Raw genomic sequence first — 19,203 nt, 5'->3', positions numbered from 1 at the left:
TACAACTGAAAAAAGGAGGAACTGACATGAGAAAACGATTAAAGTGGGCATGGTTTACGGCGGTTCTGATTTCTTTGATGTGCGGGACCCATGCATTTTCTGCAGGAATACCGGAACTGGTCTCTGGGGCCATGAAAACCCTGGATGTGTCAAAGGGAGACCCTGATTTACTGGTGCTTACCAATGCACCTTATGTCAAAATCAACGGTCAATCTGCTCTTTCATTTCTGGATCAGGCACAGGGCTTGACCGGGTGCACGGTGGGCAAGGGCAACCTTCTCTTTTTCCAGAGGGCCCAGAATCGTCCCATGCGTCTGATGCTTTTCAAGAGAAGTGACGGAAATGCCGTAATCATAAGCAGGACAGCGGATTCCTGGCTGAAGGAAGCGCTTAGTTTAAGCGAAGCAGCCATTTCATCCCCTTCTTTCTGGAAAACCGTTAAAGAGGATTTCAAGGCCGGTTCAGATATCTTCACTCTTGCCGCCATGGCCAATGTATGGGCAAATCAAGGCCCCTATGATTTTTTGAAAAGTGCCGAACTGCACAATCATATCTGTCCCGGCCTGACATCCGGCTATCTGATGTCCCGTTATATTTTAAACCATTACCCGTTGAAACAGGGAGAACGCTACACGGTAATTGCCTGCCCGGTATGGTGTAAGGAAGATGCCTTTCAAGTGGTGTTGGATTGTACGCCGGGAAAAAGGGGCCTGATTGTCAAACCACTCTCGAAAGAGCAGGCCGCCAAGGTTACGGTCGTCAACCCCGCAGGATTCCTTCTCATCTGGGATAAAAAGCAAAAGAGCGGCAAAGGCGTTGCCCTGAGTTTCAGCTTTGACCGTCTGAAAGCCCTATCTTCCTCGGATATGCCCAAAGCGGCTACGGTACTGGCCGCACTGGAATATCTTGACAAACCGGGTCTCTTTGTCTCCACTGCGGCTGAATTCAAGCTGGACGAAAAACAGTACAATGAGATGATGGAGGCGGGGAACAATCCTTACAAAACGGCCGGGCTGTGGAAAGACGGATTTGATTGAAATGGTATTTCCCGGTGCAGGAAGGTATTTTTTTCATGACCAATCGGTAATCCTGGCGTCATGTTCCCGTGAGAATGACGTGGTAGAACTAAAACCGTAGAAAAGAGAAAGCGCAACAAAGAACAATTCAAAGTGTTCTTCTTTTTCATCCTACTCCCTCCCTTCAAACCGGACCGTCTTTTGACGGTCCGGTTTTTTTTTGGCATTGCCGTCAAATCCTGTGATTGGAAATCAATCTTTGTACACATGGATTTTATTGAGAAAAACTTTCAGCAAGGCAGCATATCCGGCTCTTTCTTCAACGGGCATGATTTCTTCCCTGAAGGATTTCCTAGAGGCGGTCATTTTCATACCTGGGAAAGATGATCGCACTGTCAGATCAGTCCGGTGCGGACCCCCAGGACCGCGGCCTGGGTCCGGTCGCTGACCCCGAATTTGTTGAAGATATTGATCATGTGGCTCTTCACCGTATGGGGGCTGATAAAGAGAAGACCGCCGATTTCATTATTGGTATAGCCCTGGGCGATCCGGGTCAGCACCTCAATTTCCCGGTCTGTGAGAGCGGCCGCAGGCCCGGCAACCGATTCAGACCCAGGGTCAGGCATTGACTCGGATTTTGTTTCCGGCACGGAATCCGGCGCAGATTCGGTCACGGGCTCAGGTTCAGAAGGATTCGGCCGGGCTTTGGTTTCCAACCGGGCTTCCAGGGACCGGATCCGAAGATCCTGGTCCTTGATGCGGCGTTTGAGACCGGCGGTATCGATCTTCAGGGACAGGGAATGGATCAGGTTCCCCTGGCGGTCAAATACCGGATAGACCGCGGACTCACTCATGGGAGAAGCCAGCCCAGGGCACTGGTCTGCCAGGATCTTCCCCCTGGCCACGGCTGCGGCAAAGGCCATGCAGGTGGGGAATCCGCATTCCCGGCAGTTGGTCTGGGGAAGCAGTTTGAGGACTTCCGGAATCTTGACATGCCGGATCTGGTTGAAGTTGGGTTTGATTTCACTTTTCCGGGCATCCAGGCTGTTGAGAAAATCCATGAGCGGCCGGATAAAGGCCACGGCCGATTCCCTGGTTTCAAAAAAATGGGCCGCAGCCCGGTCCGGGTAGAGAAGACATCGGCGTCCCTCAAAGAGGAACCTCACATGGTCGGGCCGCTCGTACCAGAGGGCGTCGTCCAGGGCTCCGTTTAGATAGGGAAACAAAAAGCCCACCTCCTGGTCCGGTTTAAAGGAAAGGGACCAGACCTTTACAGGCATCCGGTCCGCATCCATGCCGATCCGCGGGTCATCGGAAACAACACAGTCGACCTCAGAGTACGATTTCAGCAGCATGGCAGCCCTTTTTTCAATCGATTCTAAACCTTGCCCATCTAATACCCCATCCGGAAGAATTCAAAACCCCCCAAATGGGGGATGTTCTTATCTTTTTACCCTGATAAGAGATGGGGGACAAGGGAATTTTTACCCAGGAGGAGGAGCAAAATGACGGAACAATCCAAAGTATTTGAAACCCATTACCAGGACTACTGCCGCAGGATCGGCCGATGCGATCTTGGGGCGGCCGCTGAAATCCTGGGCCTCGTGCCGGAAGAACAGGGGGGCTGGATCCGGTTTCTCAACCGGGATTATTGGGTCTCGGGAGAAGGATTCCGGGACGATTCAGGCCGCAGACCCGGATACGGTCTCTGCGTGATTCTTGCAAAGTATGTCCTGCTCTGTCCGGATCGGGTGATTCGCGATCCCCAGTGGGTAGGAATACGGGATTTTAAAAAGGATGCTGCCATCACCAATGTCAACTTTTTCACCTCGGATACGGAACAGGCCATTCTCAAACATTTCCAGAGCCGGACAGACCGAATGGAACTGGCCGGGCAGGCCTTGGCGGGCAAGCCCCATGACACCGGGGCCGGGTATGACCTGTCCATGGTCTTTGATCTCCTGCCCCGAATCCGGCTCCTTCTGCTCTTCAACGATAAAGACGAAGGCTTCCCAGCAATGTGCCGGGTGTTGTTTGAAAAGCATGCGGAATTCTATTTGGATCCCGAATCCCTGGTCATGTGCGGTTCTGCCCTGGCTCGGAGCCTGATCTCATCAGACAGGGAGGCCGGACATGAAGATTAACCTTCCCAAGGACGAGTTCCTTGAAAAACGGCTGACCAAATATGACCAATGGCTGGAAAAGGGACTGATCTCCTATTCCTCAAAGGTGATCCCTGTGGCTGAATCCTTTACCCCGGAGCAATGGGTCCTTCCCACGAACCAGGCCCTGAAACTGCTGGAGGGTGCCGATTCCCTTGCGGTCCAGGAATGTGAATGCCGGAGCCATTATCAACGGTGCAACCATCCCCTGGAGGTCTGCCTGATTCTGAACCAGGTGGCGGACCGGCTGGCGGACCGGGGCGAGGCCAGGCATGTCTCCCTGGACGAGGCCGGGGCCATTCTTGAAAAGGCCAACCAGAGCGGCCTGGTCCATCTCAGCCTCTATATGCCGGATCATCAGATCTTCGCCCTATGTTCCTGCTGCTCCTGCTGCTGCCATGATCTTCAAATCGTCAAGCTTTACGGCCGAAAGGATCTCATGGTAAGATCCCAATACCTGGCGGTCACGGATCATGAGACTTGCACTCTTTGCGGAGAATGCGTGGACCGCTGTGTTTTCGGGGCCCGGATTCTGACCGGGGATGAGCTGGTCTTCCGGGGAAATAAATGCCTGGGCTGCGGCCTCTGCGTCACCACCTGCCCTGTCGGGGCGGTTTCCATGGCAGAATGCCCGGAGTAAAAAGGGTGGATCGGAACAAATCCATAGAAGGATCAAGATGAATTTTTCTAAATTTTTTTCCCGGCAGGCCCGAAAACCTTCCGGACTATTCGGCCGGCTCATCTCCTCCCAGATCTTTGAAAAGGGAAATGCGGAGTTGAATGATCTCATGTTTGAGGCTTTGGGCCGTTGCGATGATGAGCGCATCCTGGAGATCGGATTCGGCCCGGGAAAGCTGATCCAAGAGATCGCAGACCGTTCAGACCCCGCCATGATTGAAGGGATCGATTTTTCTAAACCCATGCTGGACATCGCAGCAAAGAAAAACCGAATCCATATCCAGAATGGAAAAGTCAGGCTTCACCTGGGAGACTTTGATACAGCCCCCTTTGACGGCAAAGGTTTTGATAAGATTTTCACCGTCAACACCGTTTATTTCTGGAAGAATCCTGAATCGACGGTTTCCAGGATATCCGGGCTGCTCAGGCCCGGTGGAAGAATTTTCATCGGTCTGCATGAAAAAAAAGAAATGGAAAAACTGCCCCTGGACCGGGATGTGTTCCAATACTATTCCATGGAGGAACTGAAGGAACTCCTTTGGGTTCACGGTTCCTTTACGGATATTGAAATCCGGTCCAAACCCGGAAAGAAAAGGATCAGCTACTGCGCGGTGGGCACCCGGCCGGAGGCATGAGTCCCTTTTCCGGGAATACAGGTGGAGCCGACCCGAAACCCTAGGAATCGATTTCTATCCTATCGCTGGGGACCGGTTTGACCCGGGGGCCGAAGCTGGCCATATTGGAAAGGGTTTCATTGTGGTGGGCAATCACCTGTTGGGGAGACAGGGCGGAATTCCCTGCCGATGTGTGGCCGTCCGACACCAGGGTGACGGGAAATCCAAGGGCAAGGGCCCTTCTCGTGGTCGTGTCCACGCAGAACTCCGTCATCATCCCGCAGATCACCAGATCCTTGATTTTATGCTGCTGAAGCAGGGCCTCCAGTCCGGTGCCCAGAAAAGAATCCGGTGTTGTTTTTCGGATGAACTGATCCGAAGGCTTTGTCACAAGCCCCCGGGCCAATTGCCAGGCCGCAGACCCATGGGTCAGCAGACCCGATTGGCTCTCATGCCGGATAAAAACCACCAGAGCGCCTTTTCCCCTTGCATGGGAATTTACCCGGTTGATCCGCTCAATGGTCCCGGCAGCGTCGAACACCGCCTCCGGACCTTCACACAACCCCTGCTGAACATCGATAATCAAAACTGCCGTTGCCATATCCGCCCCTGAATTGAGATTTTTCATATTTTTGTTCGTCACTATCCCATGAATCAAAATCTTCCACCAGAAAAAATTCTTTCTTGACCTGGTTTTCATTCATGGGAAATGGTTGACAGAGCGGTCATGTCCCCCTAATATGATCTGATTTCGACCTGTGTATCCGGTGTTGCAAGGGCAAAAAACATTTAAGATAGAGACAGGAACATGAAAATCAGATCAAAACTTCCCCATGTCGGCATGACCATATTCAGCCGGATGACCAACCTGGCCAACGAGAACCGGGCCATCAACCTGTCCCAGGGTTTTCCCGATTTTGATGTGGATCCTCTGCTGATCGATCTCGTGGGAAAATACATGCACCAGGGTTTTAACCAGTATGCCCCCATGCCCGGTGTCCAGCCCCTCCGGGAGAAAATCGCGGAAAAACAGCAGAAGATGTACGGAGCCAACTATGATGCCGACAGGGAGGTCACCATTACATCCGGGGCCACGGAAGCCCTTTTTGCGGCCATCACCACGGTGGTGAACAAGGATGACGAGGTCATTATCTTTGATCCGGCCTATGACTCCTACGGCCCTGCCGTTGAACTTTGCGGGGGAAAGCCCGTCCATGTCCGGCTGGCCCATCCCGGATACTCCATTGACTGGGACAGGGTAAAGCAGAGCATCTCTTCCAAAACCCGGCTCATCATCCTCAACTCGCCCCACAATCCCACGGGGGCGGTGCTCAAGCCTGAAGATACGGCCGAGCTTTCAAAGATCGTTGAAGCTCATGATCTCTATATTCTAAGCGACGAGGTCTATGAACACATCATCTTTGACGGGAAGAAGCATGAAAGCATCTCGGGCAGACCGGACCTGGCCGCCAGAAGCTTTGTGGTCAGTTCCCTTGGCAAGACCTACCATGCAACCGGCTGGAAGGTCGGATACTGCCTGGCGCCGGAAAATCTGACAGAGGAACTCAGGAAAATCCACCAATACCTGACCTTTTCCACCAATACCCCGGTACAGATGGCCTATGCAGAGTTCCTTGACCATGAAGACCGGTACCTGGACCTGGGTGCCTTTTACCAGAAGAAACGGGATCTGTTTGCCTCAAAATTGAAAGATTCCAGGTTCCGGATCGTTCCCTGCCACGGGTCCTATTTTCAGATGCTCGACTATTCAGATATTTCCGATCTGCCGGACATGGAGTTTTCAAAAAAGCTGACCATTGAGCACAAGGTGGCCTCCATTCCCCCGTCCGTCTTTTACAGGGACGGGGATGACGCAAGGGTCCTGAGGTTCTGTTTTGCCAAGAAAGATGAGACCCTTGAGGCCGCAGCCCTGAGATTGTGCGGGATATAGGTAAACTCCCCGGCACCTGTTCCGGGACGGATCAGCCGAATCCATGCCAAATCAATACCAAATCAAGGATTGATAAATCGGCTGACCTGCATTAAAAGAAATGGGATGATGACAATGGAATGACAAAGACCATGACGAATTCAAACAAAACCCTTACAGATATCCAGAAAAAAATCGACCGCGGGGATGTGATCATCTTAACGGCCCGGGAAATCGGCGACCTGGTTCGCAAAGGAAAGACCCTGACCCTGGAAGACATCGATGTGGTGACCACCGCCACAAGCGCCCTGATGAGCGGGACCTATGCCGTGCTCTCCTTTCAGGTGGCCGAACCCGACACCTTTACCCGGGCCGAAAAGGTCAGGATCAATTCCGTGCCGGCCCAGGTAGGGCCCTGCCCCAATGAAAGGATCGGAATCCTGGATCTCATTGTTCTGGGAACCGCCAGAAGTGAGGAGAATCCCGGATATGGGGGGGGCCATCTTTTCCGGGACCTGGTCCGGGGAGACCAGGTTAGGGTGGAAATCGAAACCGACGACGGACGGACCTTAACCGCCCTTACCACCTTAAAACAGATCCCCCATGCCGTGCTCCACGCCTCCAGAAATGCATTCAAAAACTATCTGGCATTTGTCAACCCGGGCAAGTCGGCCGTGTCCACCATATTTCACTCGGACATGATGGAGGGGGATTACCGGGAAATGACATTCTGCGGATGCGGAGAGCTCAATCCCATTGAAAATGATCCAAATCTTGAAACCATTGGCCTGGGAACCCCGGTGCTGATCAACGGGGCTCCCGGGATGGTCACCGGTTCCGGGACCCGGAGCACGGCGGATAAGCCCAACCTGACAGGATCGGCCGATATGCATACCATGAAGCCTGAATTCATGGGCGGTTTCTCCACCGGCCACGGACCGGACATCATGACCACCTGGGCCGTGGCCATACCCGTCCTGAACCGTGAGATGCTCACCCATATCCTGAAAACCGACGACCAGATCCCCCTGAAGGTGGTGGATATAAGAAACCGCAGGCCCATACATGAGATCACCTACGGACAGGTCTGGCAGGGGTTAGATGGTGAGATTGAGTTCAATGAAAAAGAGTGCCTCAAGTGTGAGACCTGTGCGGTGGAAGAGATCTGCCCTGTGGACGCGGTAAGGGCAGACCCAAAGACGGGAGCGCGAATTGATCCCTACGAGTGCTTTCACTGCGGCCGCTGCATTTCAGCCTGCCAGGGAAAGGCCTTCAAGGGAGACCTGGGCCGGGTCAGACTGGAAGGCGTGGACCATGAGGTGCCCATCACCCTGCGCCAGTCCAACCGCCCTGCCGCCATCCGGGCGGCTGCAGATCTGAAGGAACAGATCCGGAACGGACAATTCCGGCTGAGTTCACCCCTGGCGAAAATCAGGTTTCCAGACTCTCCTTAAAACGACGGGTGATCTCCGGGGGCGTCAGGGGAATGTTGGGGCAGGAGGAATTGCCCGGCTTGAGGATCACATGGATAAAAGAGGTCTTTCCCAGGGCCTCGAACTCCCGGACCGCATCCTTGAGGCCCTGGCCGTCGTTTACCCGGGCCGTATGCCGGATGCCGCAGGTCCGGGCAAGGGCACCCAGGTCCATTCCCGACTGGGTAAAGGTGTTCTGGGAGCCTGTGGAGCCGTACACCCCGTTGTCCAGACCCAGAATCATGAGATTGTCCGGCCGGACCTGGCCGATGGTGATTAAGGCATTGGGATTCATCAGAATGGAGCCGTCCCCGTCCAGGACCATCACCTTTCTTTGGGTAAACCGGGAAATTCCCAGGCCGATGGAGGAGGCAAGCCCCATGGAGCCCAGCATATAGTAGTTGAGCGCCCGGTCCCCGGCCTGGAAAAGTTCTTTGGAGGGGACACCCAGGTTGCATACCACGGCCTGGTCTTCCAGGATATCGGTCAGACTTAAAATGGCCTCGAACCGGGTTATCCGGGGCTGGGGGACAGGACCGTGAAGTTCTCCTTCCAACCGTTCCCCCGGCCGGATCTCCAGGGGGGGATTCTCCTGCCAGGCCCTGGAGAATGAGTTTTCCCAGACCTTTGGAGAGACCAGGGCCACATGGGGCCGGGAATGATCATAGGCATCCCGGATGACCTCTGAGAGGCGGGAAAGGGACTGGGCTTCTTCGATAAGGGTGCAGGGAATGCCGCATCCCTTGAGAATCTCCGGCAACCGCCGCCCAAAAGGAATCTGGGAGTCAATCCCCTCTTTGTAAAACCCCCGGTAACTGGCCAGGATAGGAATGGGAACGGCCGAGGCCTCGTTCAGGGTGGAAAGAGCGTTGATCATATTGCCCAGGCCTGTGCTCTGGATGACCATCATGGGCCTGCCGCCGCCCAGCCAGGCACCGGCGCAGATGCCCAGACCGTCCTCTTCCCGGGTCAGCCGGATCCCCTCAAAGGCCTCCAGAATCAGGGGATAAAGATTTTTGGTCCGGTCACAGGGCAGGGTGGCCGTGAAGTTGATGCCTTCCTGTTTCAGGATCTGGATGACCTGTTGTTCCGGATCAAGCATATTGTGTCCTTTCATGAAATCGGGTTCCAAGTCCGGCCGAAAAGGCCGATATTTCATCAATGGCCCTTTGTATCCGGGTTTTGTCGAGACACAAGGCGGGAGGGCGGACCATTGATTTCCTTTCCCGGATCAACCGCTCCCGGCCCCCGCCGGTGATATGGAGGAGGATGGAATCCCCGGGCCGGACCCGGCCCTTTTCAACGGCCTGTTTCAATGCCGCCAGGCTGGCAGCGGCCGGGTATTGGATATCCATTCCTTCCAGGGTTTGAAATTCAGCCTTGGCTTCCCTGATTTCAGCGTTGGTCACCCCGTAGACCTGCCCCTGGGTGGCCGAAAGCGCATCCCGCACCCCCCCTGCAACACCATAGGGCGGATCCGGGTTGGTCAGCACCTGTGCCAGGACTTTGCCGGCTTTTTCAACCCCGTCAGGGGGCCTGTTTTCCCATAAGTTAACAATGGGAGTAAAGGGCCGGTTCTGGGCCAGGTGGAGGCGCATGCTCTTCTGGGGGAAGATCTTGAACCGGTTCAGGCGTGAGCAGGCCTCCCAGGCGGCAATGGCACCGGTGCCCGAGCCCACTGCCTGGAAATAATGATCTGGAATCTCTTTCATGGAAAATGCCCCGTGGATCATGGGAATTCCCAAGAAATCCCTCCGGGCAATATTGTATACCCCTCCCACGGGAATGATGCCGGACAGGTTCTGGGAAAGCGTGGCCACAAATTCAATGCAGTCTTTGTAATCCGCATCCTTTACACTGATCAGCAAGTCCTTTGCGGCCCTGTTTTTCCCGGGGAGCCGGTATTCCCGGCAGGCAGACTCCGGGGCCACGACAACGGCCGGAATTCCAATACTCCGGGAAATAAAGAGTGCGGACAGCCCGGTGTTTCCGGCGGAGCAGATAATGGGAATCAAACGGGTCCGTTCAAAGATCCGTGACAACACTCCGATGGCCTCAAATTCCTTGAAGCTTGTGGATTCAAGTGTAGCCCCTTTCTCGGGCCAGTACCCGGAGAAGAGAATCCACAACTTGGAAAGACCCAGGGATCCGGCCAGATTCCGGCTCTGGTAACAGCCGGGCAGGGATGACAGGCCTTTATGCTCGGACCGGACCGGAAGCCAGTCCCTGTATCGGTATAGATTGGGAGATCCGGAGTCGACGGTCAAGGGTTTTGAATATACGCTGGTGAGAAGGGCGTTGCCCCCGCAGCAGGGGCATAAAATCTGATGGGCATCTTCAGGTATCTTTATCCCGCAACAGCTGCATTCAATCCTGTATTTTTTTTCCATTCCTAGAGTACCTGTCCAGATTCAACTTTGCCCTGTTGTTTTCAATATTTTGATTTTATCCTATGTCTGAAATACCCGGGATGTCAAGATAATCCGCCCCCTGAAAAGGAATATGAGAAAAATCGTCTTTTGGGCAATCAAAAATAGTCCCGGGGACGATATCGTCATATCTTCCTGCCTGGGATTTTCTAATTTTTATCGGGTGTAATTCGTAAAAGGAGAGTTGACATTCCCGGGAGAATGTGCCAGGAATTGGGCATCAAAAACTGAAGGGAAATGCTGAAAATGCAGGACCGGCAAAGATGTTTAGCAGCGTTGAGAAATTCGGTGATCAAGTACAATACCGAGGACTGCAGCCTTGCTGCTAAAAAAGCGCTTGACCTGGGGATCGATCCGGCTGCCGCGGTTCTGGAAGGCCTGGCAAAGGGAATGGAAACCGTGGGCAATCTGTTCTACGCAGGCCAGTACTTTGTCCCGGAAGTCTTGCTCTGCGCAGATGCCCTTTATGCCGGCCTGGAAATCCTCAAACCCCATCTAAAAATCAAGCCGATTCATCCCAGAATCACCCTGGTCATCGGGTGCGTGGAGGGCGATGTTCATGAGATCGGCAAAAACCTAGTCAAACAGATGTTTATCTCCTCCGGCTGGGAGGTCCATGACCTGGGATACGACGTTCCCCTGGCGCGATTTGTGGAAAAACTTGAAGAGGTCAGGGCAGATATCCTTGCCATGTCGGCCATGATGACCACCACCATGATGGGAATGAAAAAGGTGATTGCCATGGCCAAAGACAGATGCCCTGAATGCATGATCCTGCTGGGCGGCGCCCCCCTGAACCGGGATATTGCGGCTCTTTTCGGTGCTGACGGGTATGCCTCCTCCGCCGGAGAAGTTGTCCGGGAGGTCCTTGAAATGATGGACCGTTTCCACGAACAGGCCAGATTATAGAAATCCCTTTCCGGGGACTCGTCCTTTTTCATTCAAACTTAGGCTTTTTAAATCTGAAAATCGTCCCGGGGACGATTTACTTTTTTTAGACCCCTCTGCTACAGTCAGCCTGAATCAAAATCTCACTTAAGTATAGAGAAACGTCACTGGCCTAAAATCATTTATTATTCAGGAGGAGAAGATGTTTCAGTTCGATACCGAACAGCAGATCTGCGAAGTAGGCGGAGTAAAATTCGGCGGACAGCCGGGAGATTACCCCACCGTAGTTTGTAATTCCATTTTTCAAAAGGGAGACAAGATCTTCCCGGGCAAACGCAAGGACGGGTTTGACGAAAAACTGGCTGCCGATCTTCTTAAGACCCAGGACAAGCTGTCCGAAGAGACAGGGGTCCCCGGAATGGCAGACATCGTTGCCAATACCGGCGCGGAATTCAAGACCTTTATCGACTTTGTAATCGACAACTCGGATATGCCGTTCTGCATCGACGCCTGGACAATGAAGCCCAAGCTGGAAGCGGCTGCCTACTGCGCTGAAAAGGGACTTTTGGACCGCATGTTTTACAACAGCATCACGGTCTGGGAACAGGATCTGGATACGGAAATCAAGGAAATGGCCCAGATCGGTGTAAAAAACGTTCTTCTGGTCTCCTTTGATCAGGAGGATCAGATGCCATCGGGAAGGATTGCAGGAACCCAGAAACTGTTGGATGCCATTGAAAAGAACGATGCCAGCTTTGAAAACCTGTTTGTCGACACCTCGGTCATGAACGGTCCGGCAACGGCCATGTGCGGCCTGGCCAACAAGATGATCAAGGAAAAATGGGGTTTTGCAACGGGCAGCGCACCTTCCAACGGATCCTATATGTGGAAGGAGGCCCGTGAAAAATGGGGATTTAAGGGATGGTCGGCCGCAGACGCGGCATTGGAATCCCTGTCTGCATTCCTCTACCATGATATTATCTTCTCCGGCCCCATGGTCGGCGCCCAGCGGATCATCCCGGCCATTGCCATGGCAGACGCTTTCCTGGCAACGGCTGTTTTCAGTGAAACCGGCAGGCTGCCCAAGGTCGATACCCATCCGCTGTTCAAGCTCTTTCCCGATTTCGTTGAAAATCTTCAAAGCATAAGGAAATAGTCTGTCCCCTATTAAAATAGATAAAGAGGATTGCCAAATTATATTAACCGAATCATTTGAAAGGTAGAATCATGTCAGAGCTTACAGGAAAAGAAAGAGTTCAGAAGCTGTTTAAAAAAGAACCCCTGGACACCATGCCCTGCTTCAGCGGCCAGGGAGCGGTTGTGGTCCAGGCCATTGACAAAATGGGCACCCAGTTTGCCAAAATTCACACCGATGCCAAACTCATGGCCCAGTCCGCCATTGAGTCCGCCCGGATGTTCGGACTGGACGCCGTGGTCATTCCCTATGACATGGCCGTTGTGGCCGAAGCCATGGGGCGCGGGGTTTCCCTGTATGAGAATGCAGACGGGGTGATTTATCCCACGGTTCCCAACAAGTGGAAAACCCTGGATGAGATCGATATTCCGGATAATTTCATGACCCAGGGCCGCCTGCCCATGATCGACGAAGCCTTTAAGATTATCAAGGAAGAGGCTCCTGAGCTGGCCGTGGGTGCCTGGGTCCTGGGTCCTTTTACCATGGCGGGTCAGATCATGGAACTGGATATTCTCCTCAAGGGCCTGAAAAAACAGAAAGAACAGATTGAGGCCTTCCTGACCAAGGTGACCGATATCACCGTAGATCTGGTCAAACATTACCAGGAACTGGATGTGGACTTTATCAGTGTCAGGGACATGGGATCCGGCACCGACCTTCTTTCCCCCCGGATGTGGAAAACCCTGGTCGGCCCGAACCTGAAAAGAGTCTTTGACGCCATTACCTGTGTACCGTCGGTAAACCACATCTGCGGGTCCACGGACATGATCATTGAAATGATGCACGAATGCGGCGCAGATGCCCTGAGCGTGGATCAGAAAAACACCATCACCGAAACCCGGGAAAAACTGGGCAACGACATATTGCTTTTCGGTAATTTTGACCCCTATGCCACCCTCTGCCAGATAGAAGACCAGGCAGAGGTTGAGACCATCATTAAAAAATGTATCGACGACGGACTCGACTCTGTCTGGCCCGGGTGCGACATCTGGCCGGAAGTCAAAGAAGACAACATGAAGACTTACGTTAAAACCGTTCGTGAATACGGTAAAAAAGCATCCCCGGCTGTTGGAAGAGTGTAAATGCCACGACGGCCGGGACTTTCCTGTAAAGGATGTCCCGGCCGTGACCATGGTTTGATCGATTAAAATTTTCATAACCATCTTTAAGGAGAAAGTAAACATGTCTACCCAAGAAGAAATCTTAGCAAAACTGAAAGAAGCCGTTGTAGAGTATGAGGAAGACGATTGCGCCGATGCCGCCCAGGAAGCACTTGATTCAGGCGTAGATCCCATGGTGGCTGTCATGGACGGTCTGGCAGCCGGCATGGAGGAAGTCGGAGTTCTTTTTGACACCAATGAGTACTTTGTTCCGGAAGTCCTGATGTGCGCAGATGCACTCTATAAAGGGCTGGATATCCTCCGTCCCCATATCAAGATGGACGTGGATGCCCCCAAGGCCTCCGTGGTTATCGGCTCCATCCAGGGCGATGTCCATGATATCGGTAAAAACCTGGTGAAGATGATGTTTGACGTGGCCGGCTGGGACGTTTACGACCTTGGCCGGGACGTACCCCTGGAAGACTTTGTTGAAAAACAGCTGGACGTCAACTCAGACGTTCTGGCCATGTCAGCCATGATGACCACCACCATGATGGGCATGAAAAAGGTTATCGCCATGGTCAAGGAAAAAAATCCCGACTGCCTGATCATGCTGGGCGGTGCCCCTGTGACCCGTGACGTGGCCAATCTGTTTGGTGCCGACGGATATGCCGAATCAGCCGGAAATGCCGTATCTGAAGGGATAAAAATGATTGGCCGGCTCAGGGAATTCCAGAAAGGCGACATCAAATAATCAAAGGAGCACAACCAATGGCACAAGAATATGTAAATGTGATATTTCAGCCTTCAGGCCGGCGCGGCCAGGTGCCCAAAGGTTGTAACATCATAGAAGCCTCAAGGCTCATCGGTGTGGATATCGAGGCGCTCTGCGGTGAAACCAAGGTTTGCGGCAAGTGTATCGTCCGCGTGGAAGAAGGTCATTTTGAAAAATACAATATCCAGTCCTCCATGGACCATGTCACTCCCTGGGAAGAGGAACTGGAATCCAAATTCATCCCGCCTGAACGGAAGAAACAGGGCTTTCGGCTCGGTTGCGTGGCCAAGATCGAGGATGACATCCTGGTCTTTGTCCCCGAAGAATCCCGTGCAGGCAAACAGGTGGTTTCCAAGGCGGCCCGGGATATCAACATCGAGTTCGACCCCATGGTCAAACTTTATACCATTGAGGTGAAAAAACCCGATTTTGAAGACAAGATCGGAGACTGGGAACGTCTGTGCAACGGTCTGGCAAGGGAGTACGGCCTGACAGATCTGACCGTTGACATCGTCACCCTGCGAACCCTGCCCGGGACCATCCGGGAAGGGAAATGGACCGTCACCGTGAGTGTCTGGAATAACAAGGAAGTCATCCGCATCCAGCCGGGCCGGGCAAAACGTGCCTACGGCATCGCCATTGACGTGGGAACCACGACCTGTGCCGGCTACCTGTGCGACCTGACCACCATGGAGGTGATCGGGACCTCTTCCATCATGAATCCCCAGTGTAAATACGGCGAGGACGTCATGGCAAGGATCACCTTCCACATGACCACCCCCGGGGGGCTCAAGCGGATGAGCGATGACATCATCGAGGGAATCAATTCCCTGATTGAAAAGGCCATCTCCCAGACCCATCCCAAGAAGAAAAAGATCAAGAAGAAAAAAGGGGACGAGGGTCCGGATGAGTACAGGGAAATCCTTGAAGAGGGCGTTGAATACCTGAGGATCAACAAGGAAGACATCGAGGATGTAACCATCGGCTTTAATACGGCCATGCACCATATCCTTCTGGGGCTGGATCCCGAACCCGTGGGCCTGGCACCCTTCCCGCCGGTCATCCACCACAGCCTGGACATCAAGGCCAGGGACCTGAAGATCGACATCAACCCCTCATCCTATGTCTTCGCCATGCCCAATGAAGCCGGGTTTGTCGGCGGAGACAACGTGGGCGTACTCCTGGCCGAAGAACCCTATAAGGGCGACCAGATCCAGCTCATCATCGATATTGGAACCAACGGGGAGCTCATTCTCGGTAACCGGCACAAACTCTACTCTTCTTCCTGCGCCACAGGCCCGGCCATGGAAGGCGCCCAGCTCAGCTTCGGCATGCGGGCGGCTCCGGGGGCCATCGAGCGGATTGAAATCGACCCGGACAATCAGGATGTGGATTACCGGGTCATCGGCCACGACAAATCCCGCAAGTTCTCCAAGCCCGAAGAGATGAAGGTCAAGGGAATCTGCGGTTCCGGCATCCTGGATGTCCTGGCCGAACTCTACCGGTCCAGTGTCATCACCAAGACCGGAGTGTTTAACAAGAAACTGCTCAAGGACAATCCCAGGTTCCGGAAAAATGCGGAAACCAAACAGCCTGAATTTGTCCTGGCCTGGAAGGAAGACTCTTCCATTGACAAGGATATCGTCATTACCCAGAAGGATATCCGCCAGATCCAGCTGGCCAAGGGAGCCCTGTATGCCGGCTGCAAACTCATGATGAAACGCATGGGCATTGAAAAGGTGGATACGGTTAAAATTGCAGGGGCTTTCGGAACCCATGTGGACCGGGAAAAAGCCCTGGTCATGGGCCTGTTCCCGGACTGCGAAATCGAGCAGATCCACGGGGTGGGCAATGCGGCCGGAGACGGCTGCCGGGCTGCCCTGCTCAACAAGAAAAAACGGGATGAAGCCAACTGGTGCGCCCGGAACGTCCAATACCTTGAGCTGACCGTGGAGCCGACCTTTGAGACGGATTTCATGGAAGCCATGCAGATGCCACACATGAAGGATGAGTTTCCCCATCTTGAAGGCGTGGTACCGGAACATGTCCTGCACCAGGGACCCAAGGGACCGGTAAAACCGGACCTTAAAAACTAAGGCTATCAGGGGGGGATTGGCTTTATTTCAACGCCTTTTGCCTTTTAGCAGCCGCCACCTCTTGTGAGGTGGCGGTTTTCCCCTTCTTTCAAACCGATTACAGGAGGCTGAATGGAAAAGGTCATTGTCAGGGTTGATCCGGGGGTATGCGGATTTGAATGCATTATCAAGGCCGGCCCGGCCGGGAAAAAAAGCGTAGCCATAGAAATCCTGGAATGTGATTGTACCATGATCCAGGACATGTCCCGGTCCCTTCCTGAACTCAGCCTCAATGATCTGTTCATCCCGTTGACCCGGCACCCGGTCATGGCTGCCGGTGAAAAAGCCAAGTGTCACCTGGCCTGCCCGGTTCCTGTTGCCATTTTTAAAGCCGCTGAGGTGGCCCTTGGAATGGCGGTTCCCAAAGATGTGACCCTGAAAATCGAAAAGGAAGAGTAGATCCCATGAAATTTGCCGAAAACTACAAGAAGATCGTCTCCATCCACGGAACCGGCAACCATCCTGTCAAGTCCTTTCGCGCCAAAAAGGGACTTTCCGAGGATCTGCTGGAAGACCTCCATGTCAAGGGGGAAAAATACGGGCTTGAATCCATCCTGCCCTTTGACATTGAGGAGATTGTGGTGGCCAACTGGGTCAACCTCAAATGCCGGTACGGATGCGCACAGTATAACTCCAACTGGTCCTGCCCCCCGGCCACGCCCGATCTTTCAGAGGTGAAAGACCTTTTAAGCGAATATTCAACGGCCCTGCTGCTGACGGGAAACCAGAAATGCAGTGAATTCTACCGGGCAACCAATAAAAACCGGATGGACCAGGTCCGCTATTGGAAAGGAACGGTCAGTCTGGAGCGCCACCTGTTCCTGGAAGGATATGACAAGGCTTTCGGCCTGGTGAGCGGCGCCTGCTCCCTGTGCAAAAAGTGCGCTTACCCTGAGAACTGCCGGTTTCCCATGCAGAAAAGGCCCACGGTGGAGGCTCTGTCCATCGACCTCATCGGAACCCTGAAGAACATCGGCATCGGGACCCAGGTGGCCGTGGACCTGAAGCAGACCTTTAAGTACTACTCCATTATCCTGCTGGACTGAAACCGGGCAAGATCTCTACAAATTGAAAGTGGCGGCGGATTTCATGCCGACCCGGCCGGATCGACTCCAATATTGTCCAGAAAGTGTTTTCGTTTCATCCGGTAAAGAGCCTTGTCTTCCCGGACAAGATAAAAAAAAGCCTTATTTGCATCGTCATAGCAGGCATAAAGCCCTGTATATCCTTCCATATCCCCCACATCGCAGATTCGCTCCACATCGTCGTTAAATTTTTGGCAGACCGCAGGCCAGTCCTCGGGCCGGGCATCTTTTTTTATGGATGCTTTCCTGGATGCTTTGTCATATTCCGCCTGGATTGCTTTCATGATTCGCCTCCCAAAGAATGGAATTGATCTTTTCCTTAAATTTAAACAGATAGGGCCCTAAAGTAAAGCCCGATATTGAAGATTTCCAGAGGAATCGCATGTAAATTATGCAAGTCCCGGCCCTGGGGGCTTCAACTCCGCAGAGGGAAGGATTTTTACGCTGAAGCCTAGGCCGTTGCACCGGTCCAGCATTTAAACAGGGAATCCGTTGCTGGAGCTTTGGTCTGTCAAGTCGTGGGGCCAATGGCATGGGTCTGGAACGGGATATGCCGGACGCCGGCATCCTCGGAGCCGGCCAGGACCTGCCGGCGAGAATGGAGTGGAAGATCCATGCCAATGGCCGGCAAATATAGATGGGATTGCCCTGTGCAGATTTCCCCTCCACCTTGACTTCATTGACGAGTTTGCATACATAGGGCAGGGTCTGAGACTAACCCCTAACAGGCAAGGAGAAAAAATGAAAAGAATTCCGGTTCTCATGCTGATTGTTTTACTGGCGGCCCTGCCGGGCGCCTGGGCAAAAACCCTGAAACTGGGCGTGGTCACCAAGCCCGGGTCCGCCCAGAACATCGTGGCCCAAAAATTCAAGTCCCTTCTGGAAGAGCGTTCAGACAAGGGGTTTACGGTCAAAATCTTCCATTCCGCCTCCCTGGGCAATGAAACGGAAATCCTCCAGCAGATCCAGATGGGCACCATTCAGATGGGGATAATCACAGGCGGTCCCTTTGACACCTTTGACCCCATTGTCCGGGTCATCAACTACCCCTTTTTGTTCAAAGATTATGCCCAGGCCGATGAGATCCTGGACGGCCCCCTGGGAGATGAAATTTTAAAAAGCCTGGAGACCTCGGGCTTCAAGGGCCTCTGTTTTTCCGAAAACGGGTTCAGGAACCTGACCAACAACAAAAGAGCCGTAAAAAGTCCGGAAGATGTCAGGGGACTCAAGATCCGGGTCATGTCCTCGGCTCTTCACAAGACCATCTGGCAGACCCTGGGGGCCAATCCCACGCCCATGCCCTGGCCCATTTACACCGAGCTGGAACAGGGAGTCATCGACGGCCAGGAAAACCCCCTCTGGGTCATGGAAGTCTATAAGTTCCATGAAATTCAGAAATATATGACCCTGACCCGTCATGTCTACTCCCCCCATATTGACGTGGCTTCCCTGACCTGGTTCAACGAGCTGTCCCCGGCAGATCAGGACATGATCTCCCAGGCCATTAAGGATGCGGCCCGGTTCCAGAGAAAGAACAACCGGGACAAGAACGCCCAGCGCCTGGCCCTGCTCAAGGAAAAGGGCATGTCCGTGGTGGAAGATCCGGATATCACGTCTTTCCGGGCAAAGGTGGCCGGCCTGAAAGACATGGACCTGTTCAAGGATTCCAGGGTGAAAACCCTGCTTGGGAAGATGCTGGAAGCCGTGAAATAAATACGGAAAAA

General features: G+C 53.4%; 19 protein-coding genes. 14 read left to right on the top strand and 5 right to left on the bottom strand.

Annotated elements, in window-relative coordinates:
- The first annotated feature begins 26 nt into the window (after positions 1 to 26).
- Positions 27 to 1,037 carry an FmdE family protein gene (locus F608_RS0113390; protein WP_022666157.1) on the top strand — a complete coding sequence of 337 codons (1,011 nt, stop codon included), beginning with the start codon at positions 27 to 29 and terminating at the stop codon, positions 1,035 to 1,037.
- Positions 1,038 to 1,411: 374 nt separating this feature from the next.
- Here the strand turns inward: F608_RS0113390 and F608_RS37145 are convergent, their stop codons facing one another.
- Positions 1,412 to 2,371 (bottom strand): LuxR C-terminal-related transcriptional regulator, encoded by a 960-nt coding sequence (locus tag F608_RS37145; RefSeq protein WP_022666155.1) that lies wholly within the window; start codon positions 2,369 to 2,371, stop codon positions 1,412 to 1,414.
- 150 nt (positions 2,372 to 2,521) lie between these two features.
- Between F608_RS37145 and F608_RS0113375 the strand changes: the two genes are divergently transcribed.
- Genes F608_RS0113375 through F608_RS0113365 form a run of 3 tightly spaced genes read left to right on the top strand, consistent with a single transcriptional unit; the run spans position 2,522 to position 4,491 of the window.
- Positions 2,522 to 3,160, top strand: a complete 639-nt coding sequence (locus tag F608_RS0113375; RefSeq protein WP_022666154.1) for a DUF3786 domain-containing protein — start codon at positions 2,522 to 2,524, stop codon at positions 3,158 to 3,160.
- The gene (locus F608_RS31860) at positions 3,150 to 3,818 is read left to right on the top strand and encodes an ATP-binding protein (protein WP_022666153.1); all 669 of its coding nucleotides are present in this window, start codon (positions 3,150 to 3,152) and stop codon (positions 3,816 to 3,818) included. Before F608_RS0113375 ends, F608_RS31860 begins: the two co-directional genes overlap by 11 nt.
- 37 nt (positions 3,819 to 3,855) lie before the next feature.
- Entirely contained in the window at positions 3,856 to 4,491 is a 636-nt protein-coding gene (locus tag F608_RS0113365; protein WP_022666152.1) for a class I SAM-dependent methyltransferase, read from the top strand.
- A 40-nt stretch (positions 4,492 to 4,531) separates the two neighbouring features.
- On the opposite strand, the gene F608_RS0113360 is transcribed toward F608_RS0113365, so the two are convergent.
- Complete coding sequence (locus F608_RS0113360; RefSeq protein WP_027362730.1) at positions 4,532 to 5,071, bottom strand: cysteine hydrolase family protein; 540 nt, start codon at positions 5,069 to 5,071, stop codon at positions 4,532 to 4,534.
- Between the two features lie 207 nt (positions 5,072 to 5,278).
- On the opposite strand from F608_RS0113360, the gene F608_RS0113355 reads away from it, so the two are divergent.
- Both F608_RS0113355 and F608_RS0113350 read left to right on the top strand, forming a co-directional pair.
- A complete protein-coding gene (locus F608_RS0113355; RefSeq protein WP_022666150.1) occupies positions 5,279 to 6,421 on the top strand; it encodes a methionine aminotransferase in 1,143 nt (380 codons plus the stop codon).
- Between the two features lie 131 nt (positions 6,422 to 6,552).
- Complete coding sequence (locus tag F608_RS0113350; protein ID WP_022666149.1) at positions 6,553 to 7,854, top strand: methanogenesis marker 16 metalloprotein; 1,302 nt, start codon at positions 6,553 to 6,555, stop codon at positions 7,852 to 7,854.
- Here the strand turns inward: F608_RS0113350 and comE are convergent.
- A complete protein-coding gene (gene comE / locus F608_RS0113345) occupies positions 7,832 to 8,989 on the bottom strand; it encodes a sulfopyruvate decarboxylase subunit beta (protein ID WP_208599537.1) in 1,158 nt (385 codons plus the stop codon). The two genes, F608_RS0113350 and comE, sit on opposite strands and share 23 nt — an antisense overlap.
- Positions 8,967 to 10,262, bottom strand: coding sequence for a cysteate synthase (locus tag F608_RS31855; RefSeq protein ID WP_022666147.1), 1,296 nt, complete (start codon positions 10,260 to 10,262; stop codon positions 8,967 to 8,969). Before F608_RS31855 ends, comE begins: the two co-directional genes overlap by 23 nt.
- 276 nt (positions 10,263 to 10,538) lie before the next feature.
- On the opposite strand from F608_RS31855, the gene F608_RS0113330 reads away from it, so the two are divergent.
- From F608_RS0113330 to F608_RS0113300, 7 genes are all read left to right on the top strand, one after another.
- The gene (locus F608_RS0113330; protein WP_022666145.1) at positions 10,539 to 11,210 is read left to right on the top strand and encodes a cobalamin-dependent protein; all 672 of its coding nucleotides are present in this window, start codon (positions 10,539 to 10,541) and stop codon (positions 11,208 to 11,210) included.
- A gap of 181 nt (positions 11,211 to 11,391) precedes the next feature.
- Complete coding sequence (locus F608_RS0113325; protein ID WP_022666144.1) at positions 11,392 to 12,345, top strand: tetrahydromethanopterin S-methyltransferase; 954 nt, start codon at positions 11,392 to 11,394, stop codon at positions 12,343 to 12,345.
- A gap of 71 nt (positions 12,346 to 12,416) precedes the next feature.
- A complete protein-coding gene (locus F608_RS0113320) occupies positions 12,417 to 13,466 on the top strand; it encodes a uroporphyrinogen decarboxylase family protein (protein ID WP_022666143.1) in 1,050 nt (349 codons plus the stop codon).
- 100 nt (positions 13,467 to 13,566) lie between these two features.
- Positions 13,567 to 14,238 (top strand): cobalamin B12-binding domain-containing protein, encoded by a 672-nt coding sequence (locus F608_RS0113315; protein WP_022666142.1) that lies wholly within the window; start codon positions 13,567 to 13,569, stop codon positions 14,236 to 14,238.
- A 17-nt stretch (positions 14,239 to 14,255) separates the two neighbouring features.
- Entirely contained in the window at positions 14,256 to 16,355 is a 2,100-nt protein-coding gene (locus F608_RS0113310) for an ASKHA domain-containing protein (RefSeq protein ID WP_022666141.1), read from the top strand.
- A 111-nt stretch (positions 16,356 to 16,466) separates the two neighbouring features.
- Positions 16,467 to 16,793, top strand: coding sequence for a DUF6951 family protein (locus tag F608_RS0113305; protein ID WP_022666140.1), 327 nt, complete (start codon positions 16,467 to 16,469; stop codon positions 16,791 to 16,793).
- 5 nt (positions 16,794 to 16,798) lie between these two features.
- On the top strand, positions 16,799 to 17,440 hold the full coding sequence (locus tag F608_RS0113300; protein WP_022666139.1) for a DUF2284 domain-containing protein: 642 nt from the start codon (positions 16,799 to 16,801) through the stop codon (positions 17,438 to 17,440).
- Positions 17,441 to 17,481: 41 nt separating this feature from the next.
- Here the strand turns inward: F608_RS0113300 and F608_RS0113295 are convergent, their stop codons facing one another.
- Entirely contained in the window at positions 17,482 to 17,763 is a 282-nt protein-coding gene (locus F608_RS0113295) for a hypothetical protein (protein ID WP_022666138.1), read from the bottom strand.
- A 457-nt stretch (positions 17,764 to 18,220) separates the two neighbouring features.
- Here F608_RS0113295 and F608_RS0113285 point away from each other — a divergent pair, with 457 nt between their 5' ends.
- On the top strand, positions 18,221 to 19,192 hold the full coding sequence (locus F608_RS0113285; protein ID WP_022666136.1) for a TRAP transporter substrate-binding protein: 972 nt from the start codon (positions 18,221 to 18,223) through the stop codon (positions 19,190 to 19,192).
- Positions 19,193 to 19,203 lie beyond the last annotated feature (11 nt).

This window comes from Desulfospira joergensenii DSM 10085, from assembly GCF_000420085.1.
Lineage (GTDB): Bacteria > Desulfobacterota > Desulfobacteria > Desulfobacterales > Desulfobacteraceae > Desulfospira > Desulfospira joergensenii.
Note: the sequence above shows the minus strand (reverse complement) of the source record. Positions and strands in the feature narration are given on the sequence as shown.

What these genes read in the sequence shown, in the direction of transcription:
- F608_RS0113390 (WP_022666157.1), top strand. Translation starts at nt 27, where the DNA reads ATGAGAAAACGATTAAAGTGGGCATGGTTTACGGCGGTTCTGATTTCT.
- F608_RS37145 (WP_022666155.1), bottom strand. Translation starts at nt 2,371, where the DNA reads ATGCTGCTGAAATCGTACTCTGAGGTCGACTGTGTTGTTTCCGATGAC.
- F608_RS0113375 (WP_022666154.1), top strand. Translation starts at nt 2,522, where the DNA reads ATGACGGAACAATCCAAAGTATTTGAAACCCATTACCAGGACTACTGC.
- F608_RS31860 (WP_022666153.1), top strand. Translation starts at nt 3,150, where the DNA reads ATGAAGATTAACCTTCCCAAGGACGAGTTCCTTGAAAAACGGCTGACC.
- F608_RS0113365 (WP_022666152.1), top strand. Translation starts at nt 3,856, where the DNA reads ATGAATTTTTCTAAATTTTTTTCCCGGCAGGCCCGAAAACCTTCCGGA.
- F608_RS0113360 (WP_027362730.1), bottom strand. Translation starts at nt 5,071, where the DNA reads ATGGCAACGGCAGTTTTGATTATCGATGTTCAGCAGGGGTTGTGTGAA.
- F608_RS0113355 (WP_022666150.1), top strand. Translation starts at nt 5,279, where the DNA reads ATGAAAATCAGATCAAAACTTCCCCATGTCGGCATGACCATATTCAGC.
- F608_RS0113350 (WP_022666149.1), top strand. Translation starts at nt 6,553, where the DNA reads ATGACGAATTCAAACAAAACCCTTACAGATATCCAGAAAAAAATCGAC.
- comE (WP_208599537.1), bottom strand. Translation starts at nt 8,989, where the DNA reads ATGAAAGGACACAATATGCTTGATCCGGAACAACAGGTCATCCAGATC.
- F608_RS31855 (WP_022666147.1), bottom strand. Translation starts at nt 10,262, where the DNA reads ATGGAAAAAAAATACAGGATTGAATGCAGCTGTTGCGGGATAAAGATA.
- F608_RS0113330 (WP_022666145.1), top strand. Translation starts at nt 10,539, where the DNA reads ATGCTGAAAATGCAGGACCGGCAAAGATGTTTAGCAGCGTTGAGAAAT.
- F608_RS0113325 (WP_022666144.1), top strand. Translation starts at nt 11,392, where the DNA reads ATGTTTCAGTTCGATACCGAACAGCAGATCTGCGAAGTAGGCGGAGTA.
- F608_RS0113320 (WP_022666143.1), top strand. Translation starts at nt 12,417, where the DNA reads ATGTCAGAGCTTACAGGAAAAGAAAGAGTTCAGAAGCTGTTTAAAAAA.
- F608_RS0113315 (WP_022666142.1), top strand. Translation starts at nt 13,567, where the DNA reads ATGTCTACCCAAGAAGAAATCTTAGCAAAACTGAAAGAAGCCGTTGTA.
- F608_RS0113310 (WP_022666141.1), top strand. Translation starts at nt 14,256, where the DNA reads ATGGCACAAGAATATGTAAATGTGATATTTCAGCCTTCAGGCCGGCGC.
- F608_RS0113305 (WP_022666140.1), top strand. Translation starts at nt 16,467, where the DNA reads ATGGAAAAGGTCATTGTCAGGGTTGATCCGGGGGTATGCGGATTTGAA.
- F608_RS0113300 (WP_022666139.1), top strand. Translation starts at nt 16,799, where the DNA reads ATGAAATTTGCCGAAAACTACAAGAAGATCGTCTCCATCCACGGAACC.
- F608_RS0113295 (WP_022666138.1), bottom strand. Translation starts at nt 17,763, where the DNA reads ATGAAAGCAATCCAGGCGGAATATGACAAAGCATCCAGGAAAGCATCC.
- F608_RS0113285 (WP_022666136.1), top strand. Translation starts at nt 18,221, where the DNA reads ATGAAAAGAATTCCGGTTCTCATGCTGATTGTTTTACTGGCGGCCCTG.